Below are 7,699 nucleotides of genomic sequence, written 5' to 3'. Positions count from 1 at the left end.
ATAGGATTTGTTGTAACGCTTTGCCTGTTTTTTGAGTTTCTCTTCGATTTCCCGCTCAACTTTAGCCAGGCGTTTCATGCCGTATTTGGCTTGTTTAAAGCGGTTGTTGGTGCTTTTTTGCGGGGTGAGTAGCCGCAACCGGGCTGCTTTGAGTATGCGGTAAATCGTTACTCTGCTGACACGGTATTGTTGTGCCAACGAAGTTACACTGATTTTGTCTTGTGTATAAGCGCGCCAAATGGCCTGGCGGTTATGCGGGGTTAGCCGGGTATTTTTATGGATGTTCATGCAGTATTGTCTTTCAAATACTGTAAACAACGCTAGCTTTTCCTACATTTTTCGCTTTTCAGACGGCCTGATACGTTTCCAGGGTCTGTTGACAGTTAACACATCGTCGGATTTTTGGTCAAAAATCCACGTCTGCTGCGTCGAAAATACTCGCAAGGTGTCTAACCTTGCTGCGTTTTTCTCCTTGCATACGCGGTTTTTGCCTCAAAAACCGCTTCGATGGTTAATTATCAACAGACCCTAGCAATATTTTAACGCAAACACTATTTGCAATCCATTATACTGCCGTCTGAAAAGGTGTTTTGAAGATATAAACGTTTGCTGTTTTTTCAAGGCTTGAAATAGCGGGCTGCCAACCCCATGTGGGCGGCAATCCGACAAATAGCAGTAACAACTTGAACAGAGAAAAGATATGGCAACAGACAAACATTTTGAGGAATACGCCGCACTGGCAACCCTGCCGCTGCGCGACGTAGTGGTTTACCCGCACATGGTGCTGCCCCTGTTTGTGGGGCGCGAAAAATCTATTGCCGCACTCGATTTGGCCATGGCCAACGACGAACCGGTATTTCTGTTGGCCCAGCGCGACCCCAACGAAGAAGAGCCGCGCGCCGAAGATTTGCACGAAATGGGCACGGTGGCCCAAGTGCTGCAAGTGTTGAAACTGCCCGACGGCACCGTGAAAGTTTTGGTGGAAGGTATACGCCGCGGCCGCGCCCTGCGCGTGGAAGACAACGGCGAACTGTTTGTTTCGCATGTGGAATTCGCCGACGACACCGATACCGACAACCCCGACATGGAAGCCCTGCGCCGCACCCTGCTGTCGCAGTTCGACCAGTTCGCCAAGCTGAACAAAAAAATCCCCGCCGAAGTAATCGGCACCATTCACGGCATTTCCGACAACAGCCGCCTGGTCGACACCGTTGCCGCGCATCTGCAACTCAAACTCGAACAGCGCCAAGACGTATTGGGCATGGTCAGCATCGCCGAGCGTATGGAATACCTGCTCGGCCAGCTTGAAGCCGAACTCGACATCATGCAGGTAGAAAAACGCATCCGCGGCCGCGTGAAACGCCAAATGGAAAAATCGCAGCGCGAGTATTACCTCAACGAGCAGGTAAAAGCGATTCAGAAAGAATTGGGCGAAGAAGACGAACGCGGCGAACTCGAAGCGCTGGAAAAGCAGATTAAAGAAGCCGGCATGAGCAAAGAGGCCGAAGAAAAATGCCTTTCCGAGCTGAAAAAGCTGAAAATGATGCCGCCGATGTCGGCAGAATCCACCGTGGTGCGCAACTACATCGACACCCTGTTGGAGTTGCCGTGGAAGAAAAAATCACGCGTAAGCAAAGATTTGGCCAAGGCCGATTTGGTACTTAATGCCGACCACTACGGCTTGGAAAAAGTAAAAGAGCGTATCTTGGAATATTTGGCCGTGCAAAAACGCATGGACAAAATCAAAGGCCCGATTCTGTGTTTGGTCGGCCCGCCAGGCGTGGGTAAAACCTCGCTGGGCGAATCCATCGCCAAAGCCACCGGCCGCCAATATGTGCGCATGGCCTTGGGCGGCGTGCGTGATGAAAGCGAAATCCGCGGCCACCGCCGCACCTATATCGGCTCGATGCCCGGTAAAATCCTGCAAAACATGGCCAAAGCCAGCGTGAAAAACCCGCTGTTCCTGCTCGACGAAATCGACAAACTCGGCAGCGATTTCCGCGGCGACCCCGCCAGCGCCCTGCTCGAAGTGCTCGACCCCGAACAAAACAACAAGTTCGCCGACCACTACGCAGAAGTGGATTACGATTTGAGCGACGTGATGTTTATCGCCACGTCCAACAGCCTCAACATCCCGCCGGCGCTGCTCGACCGCATGGAAATCATCCGTTTGTCGGGCTACACCGAAGATGAAAAAATCAACATCGCCATGCAGTATTTGGTGCCTAAGCAGATGAAGCGCAACGGTGTGAAAGAAGGCGAACTGGAAATCGCCGAAAGCGCGGTGCGCGATATTATCCGCTACTACACCCGCGAAGCCGGCGTGCGCTCGCTCGACCGCGAAATCGCCAAAATCTGCCGCAAAGTGGTGATGCAGATTACGTTGGCCGCCGATAAGAAAACCACTGCCGCCAAAGGCCGTCTGAAAACCAAAACCGTGAAGGTAACCGAGAAAAACCTTCACGATTATCTGGGCGTGCGCCGCTTCGACTACGGTGTGGCCGAAGACGAAAACCGCATCGGCCAAGTTACCGGCCTGGCGTGGACGGAAGTGGGTGGCGAATTGCTCACCATCGAAGCCGTAGCCTTGCCCGGCAAAGGCAACATCATCCGCACCGGCCAACTGGGCGATGTGATGAAAGAATCGGTATCCGCCGCTTGGAGCGTGGTACGCTCGCGCGCCGAAACCGTAGGGCTTGCACCGGATTTCTACGAGAAAAAAGACATCCACGTGCATGTTCCCGAAGGCGCCACCCCCAAAGACGGCCCCAGCGCAGGCATTGCCATGACGCTGGCGATGGTATCGGCATTTACGCAGATTCCCGTGCGCGCCGACGTAGCGATGACCGGTGAGATTACCCTGCGCGGCGAAGTGCTGCCCATCGGCGGTTTGAAAGAAAAACTGCTGGCGGCGCTGCGCGGCGGCATCAAGCATGTGCTGATTCCGAAAGACAACGTGAAAGACTTGGAAGAAATTCCCGACAACGTAAAAGAAGGCCTGACCATCCACCCCGTGAAATGGATAGACGAAGTTCTGACCTTAGGTTTGGAGCGCCAGCCCGAACCGTGGAAAAACGAAGGAACTACCGCTGAGGCTGCATTGTCGAACCCTGAAAGCAAGTCAAGCGTAAAAGCAACCAAACATTGAATTTGTAGGAATGTGTTGTAAAAGATGCGGTTGTTGTAAAGAAAGCCCGCAAAAGCGCAATCTTCCGCATCTTTTCGCTTGACACGGCGATTTTAGGCTTGTTATAAAGTCGCCAGATGTACGAAACCGTACCCAAACGCCCGATTCTCGGGGCTTTCATTATTTCAAACGATAGAAAGGGACTTATTGTGAACAAGTCTGAACTGATTGAAGCCATCGCCCAAGAGGCAGATATTTCCAAAGCAGCAGCCGCCAAAGCTTTGGACGGCATGACCAATGCCGTAACCCGCGCGCTGAAAAAAGGCGATACCGTAACTTTAGTAGGTTTCGGTACTTTCTACGTTGGCGAGCGTGCCGAGCGTCAAGGCCGCAACCCGAAAACCGGCGAGCCGCTGACCATTGCCGCTGCCAAAACCCCGAAATTCCGCGCAGGCAAAGCCCTGAAAGACGCGCTGTAAGATTCGGCGGATATAAAACAAAAGCAGGCATACGCCTGCTTTTTTGTATTGCTGTCATTAACGTAGCGAACCGGAGAAGTTAATGACAGCGTTTACTGGGCACTAGAGTAATTTTGCAAAGACACAGGCCGTCTGAAAAATTTCAGACGGCCTGTAGTTTTGCTTAAAGCCTTTCGGTTTATACGATTTCCGCTTTGGTAATCACAACGTTGTCCACCGGCACATCGTCGTGATAACCGTGGCGTTTGGTGGCCACGCCTTCGATGGCATCCACTACGTCTTGGCCTTCAACTACTTTGCCGAATACGGCATAGCCCCAACCGTGCAGGCTCGGTTCGGTGTGGTTGAGGAAGGTGTTGTCTTTGGTGTTGATGAAAAACTGCGAAGAAGCAGAGTGGGGCGCTTGGGTACGCGCCATGGCGATGGTGTATTTGTTGTTTTTCAGGCCGTTCTGGGCTTCGTTTTGAATCGGATTGCGGCCGGGTTTTTCGTTCATGCTTTCGTCCATGCCGCCGCCTTGAATCATAAAGCCTTTGATAACGCGGTGGAAAATCAGGCCGTCGTAAAAACCGTCTTTCACATATTGCTCGAAGTTGGCGGCGGTAACGGGGGCTTTTTCGTGGTCGAGTTCGATGCCGATGGTGCCGAAATTGGTGTGAAGTTTGATCATGGGAAATCCTTTCAATCGATAGGCCGGGCTATTGGGAACATAATCCGGCAAAGCTAAAGTGCCGGGTTGTCAGCCCGACCTGTAAAACTTTGTGGCGAATGTCTAAACGGGAGCGGGAACCGTCTGTTTTATTCAGATGGCCCGCAGATTGTTTAGTTCTGGCGGTCGAGCCAGCGTTCGGCATCCAATGCGGCTTGGCAGCCCGAGGCGGCGCTGGTGATGGCTTGACGGTAAGTGTGGTCTTTCACGTCGCCGGCGGCCCATACGCCGTCGATATTGGTGAGGCCGACGTTGTCGCCGCTGCCGCCTTTGGTTTTCAGATAGCCGGTTTCGTCCATGTCGAGCTGGCCTTTGAAAATATCGGTGTTGGGCTTGTGGCCGATGGCGATAAACACGCCTTGCACAGCGATTTCTTCGCTGCTGCCGTCGTTATATTTCAAACGTACGCCGTTCACACCCATATCGTCGCCGGTAATGTCTTCGAGCACGGCGTTCAGTTTCAAAATGATTTTGCCTTCTGCAACGCGTTGCATCAGTTTGTCGACCATGATTTTTTCGGCACGGAAGGTGTCGCGGCGGTGGATCAGGGTAACGGTGTTGGCGATATTGGCCAGATAAAGCGCTTCTTCTACTGCGGTATTGCCGCCGCCGACCACGGCGACGTCTTGTTTTTTATAGAAAAATCCGTCGCAGGTGGCGCAAGCCGATACACCTTTGCCGGCGAATTTTTCTTCGCAGGGCAGGCCGAGGTATTTGGCCGAAGCGCCGGTGGCGATAATCAATGCGTCGCAGGTGTATTCGCCCATATCGCCTTTCAGGGTGAACGGGCGGTTTTGCAGATCGACTGTGTGAATTTGGTCGAAAATCAATTCGGTGCCGAAACGCTCGGCATGCGCTTGGAAACGTGCCATCAGTTCGGGGCCTTGCACGCCGTCGGCATCGGCGGGCCAGTTATCAACTTCGGTAGTGGTCATCAGTTGGCCGCCTTGGGCGATGCCGGTGATAATTACGGGTTGCAGGTTGGCGCGCGCGGCGTAAACGGCGGCGGTGTAGCCTGCGGGGCCGGAACCTAAAATAATCAGTTTGTGGTGCTTGCTCATGGGTTTTCCTTACTTGAAAACGGTTGTGTAAACGGCTGGAATTGTACTATGAAACCGGTGCGGGGCAAGTGTGTGCCGTCTGAAAATGATTTGGTTAATCAATAGAATCCATAAATATAAAGTATCCGGATTGGAACGCAGCCGAATAAATACAGGCAAGGCCGTCTAAAAAAGTTTCAGACGGCCTGTTGTTTAACGCCTGCGGAAGCCGCCGCGGCGCATCGGTTGCCGAGTGTTGGACGGTGCCTTGGTGGTTTGGCGGTAATTAGGTTGCGCTGCTTTGTTTTGCGCGGGTACCGACTTGGTATTCAACTGCTGGCTGGTGCGCTGTTGCGCTTGGGCCGATTGGTAATAATTGGCCTGTGCGCGCCGTACCGCAGGCGTGTCGGCACGGGCTTTTTGGAACTTGTTGGCCAGCGCGTTGCCGATAAACGCGCCCGCAGCCGCACCTACCAAACTTTGCAGCAGCCAGCTTCCGGTTGATTGGTCGTAAATATACTGCTGGCCGTCGGTGCCCGTTACCGGCTCGCCATTGTTGCCGTTGGCCTGATATTCGGCGGGAATGGTGTCTTTCACTGCGCTGGCCGTCAGCTCGTAAACCGTGTTGTCTTGCTGCGCGTTTTGCTGGGCAAGTTGCTGTTGCAGCGCCTCGATTTGTTTTTGCTGCTGCTCCAATTGGGCTTGCGTATTGTCTTTGCAGGCAGCCAGCGCCAGCGCAGAAATTGCGGATAAGGCAATGATTTTTTTCATTATTCTTCCATTAAAAAAAGAAAATAGGATAATGCAGGGTTTGCAGAATGTTAATATAGGGCAGGGCGGTGCTTATTCAAGGCCGTCTGAAAGGTTTTATTTTACTGTTAAAATAGCAGTTTTCCACACCGAATCCAGCATATGAAACACGAAGCCCCCGAAGAAATCCGCCTGCAAAACAGCCGTGCCGCGCTCACCCTGGTTTATCAGGGGCACTCCAAAAGCCTGCCCGCCGAATTTCTGCGCGTTTATTCGCCCAGTGCCGAAGTGCGCGGCCACGGTCCCGGTCAGGAAACCCTGCAAACCGGCAAAGCCGGCGTAACCATTGCCGGTTTGGAGCCGGTGGGGCAATACGCCCTGAAAATCACGTTTTCAGACGGCCACGACAGCGGGCTTTACGACTGGGATTATTTATATAAATTAGCGCACGAATACGATACAATGTGGGCCGACTATCTGCGCCTTATCGAAGCGGCGGGCGCATCACGCATACCTGCCGCAGCTGATAAAGCCGCGCCCGTGCCGCAACACGGCTGCGGCAGCGGCGGTTGCGGCAAACACTAAAACAGGAATCCATAATGAGCGACAATAAAACCCACTTCGGCTACCAAACCGTAAACGAAAGCGAAAAAGCCGGAAAAGTAGCCGAAGTGTTCCATTCGGTAGCCAAAAACTACGACATTATGAACGATGTGATGTCCGGCGGCCTGCACCGCGTGTGGAAACACTTCACCATCAACACCGCCCGCCTCAACAAAGGCGACAAAGTGCTCGACATCGCCGGCGGCACCGGCGACTTATCGCGCGGCTGGGCGAAAAGGGTGGGGAAAGAGGGCGAAGTATGGCTGACCGACATCAATTCCTCCATGCTCTCGGTAGGCCGCGACCGCCTGCTCAACGAAGGCCTGATTCTGCCCGTATCGCTGGCCGATGCCGAAAAACTGCCGTTCCCCGACAATTATTTCAATCTGGTATCCGTAGCTTTCGGCTTGCGCAACATGACCCACAAAGACGCAGCCTTAAAAGAAATGTACCGCGTATTAAAGCCCGGCGGCACCTTGCTGGTTTTGGAGTTTTCAAAAGTATTCAAGCCATTGGAGCCGGCTTACGACTTATATTCGTTTAAGCTGCTGCCGCTGATGGGCAAAATGATTGCCAAAGACGCCGACAGCTACCAATATCTGGCCGAATCCATCAGAATGCACCCAGATCAGGAAACCCTCAAACAAATGATGCTCAACGCAGGTTTCGACACCGTGGATTACCACAACATGACCGCAGGCGTCGTAGCCTTGCACAAAGGCGTGAAATACTGATTTTTTAAAATCTTAAATGAGCGGTTTGTTTGAAATTAAGGCCGTCTGAAAGCCCGAAGCAGGGTATTTCCAGACGGCCTTGTTATTTATAGCTACAATCGTACCATCTATAAAATTTAACATAATTCACATTATGCGAAATAGCATAGGCTACTTATTCCGCCGCCAGCCATGGCGGTATCCTCTGGCAGTGGCCGCTATGCTCATGCGTGCGCCTATGGTTTTGATTAAGGCGTCAAAGTAGACATCTTTGACAA

The 7,699-nt window shown here is 52.7% G+C and carries 7 protein-coding genes and 1 pseudogene; 4 read left to right on the top strand and 4 right to left on the bottom strand.

From position 1 onward, the window contains the following. Positions 1–288, bottom strand: a pseudogene (locus NQ012_RS12535) (leucine zipper domain-containing protein); the annotation flags it as partial. A 412-nt stretch (positions 289–700) separates the two neighbouring features. Between NQ012_RS12535 and lon the strand changes: the two are divergent. Together lon and NQ012_RS12525 are read left to right on the top strand one after the other, a co-directional pair. After that, entirely contained in the window at positions 701–3,148 is a 2,448-nt protein-coding gene (gene lon, locus NQ012_RS12530; RefSeq protein ID WP_257067914.1) for an endopeptidase La, read from the top strand. Positions 3,149–3,336: 188 nt separating this feature from the next. Further along, positions 3,337–3,606 carry an HU family DNA-binding protein gene (locus tag NQ012_RS12525; RefSeq protein WP_085365672.1) on the top strand — a complete coding sequence of 90 codons (270 nt, stop codon included), beginning with the start codon at positions 3,337–3,339 and terminating at the stop codon, positions 3,604–3,606. A gap of 178 nt (positions 3,607–3,784) precedes the next feature. Here the strand turns inward: NQ012_RS12525 and NQ012_RS12520 are convergent, their stop codons facing one another. The 3 genes from NQ012_RS12520 to NQ012_RS12510 form a co-directional block, all read right to left on the bottom strand. Continuing rightward, positions 3,785–4,276, bottom strand: a complete 492-nt coding sequence (locus NQ012_RS12520) for a peptidylprolyl isomerase (protein WP_257067913.1) — start codon at positions 4,274–4,276, stop codon at positions 3,785–3,787. 152 nt (positions 4,277–4,428) lie between these two features. Further along, on the bottom strand, positions 4,429–5,376 hold the full coding sequence (trxB, locus tag NQ012_RS12515) for a thioredoxin-disulfide reductase (RefSeq protein WP_257067912.1): 948 nt from the start codon (positions 5,374–5,376) through the stop codon (positions 4,429–4,431). A gap of 192 nt (positions 5,377–5,568) precedes the next feature. Then, complete coding sequence (locus NQ012_RS12510) at positions 5,569–6,126, bottom strand: hypothetical protein (protein ID WP_257067911.1); 558 nt, start codon at positions 6,124–6,126, stop codon at positions 5,569–5,571. A gap of 141 nt (positions 6,127–6,267) precedes the next feature. Between NQ012_RS12510 and NQ012_RS12505 the strand changes: the two genes are divergently transcribed. Beyond that, on the top strand, positions 6,268–6,690 hold the full coding sequence (locus NQ012_RS12505) for a DUF971 domain-containing protein (RefSeq protein ID WP_257067910.1): 423 nt from the start codon (positions 6,268–6,270) through the stop codon (positions 6,688–6,690). Positions 6,691–6,704: 14 nt separating this feature from the next. Continuing rightward, complete coding sequence (gene ubiE, locus NQ012_RS12500; protein WP_257067909.1) at positions 6,705–7,442, top strand: bifunctional demethylmenaquinone methyltransferase/2-methoxy-6-polyprenyl-1,4-benzoquinol methylase UbiE; 738 nt, start codon at positions 6,705–6,707, stop codon at positions 7,440–7,442. Positions 7,443–7,699: the final 257 nt, after the last annotated feature.

The organism is Neisseria dentiae (assembly GCF_024580525.1).
Classification (GTDB): domain Bacteria; phylum Pseudomonadota; class Gammaproteobacteria; order Burkholderiales; family Neisseriaceae; genus Neisseria; species Neisseria dentiae_A.
Note: the sequence above shows the minus strand (reverse complement) of the source record. Positions and strands in the feature narration are given on the sequence as shown.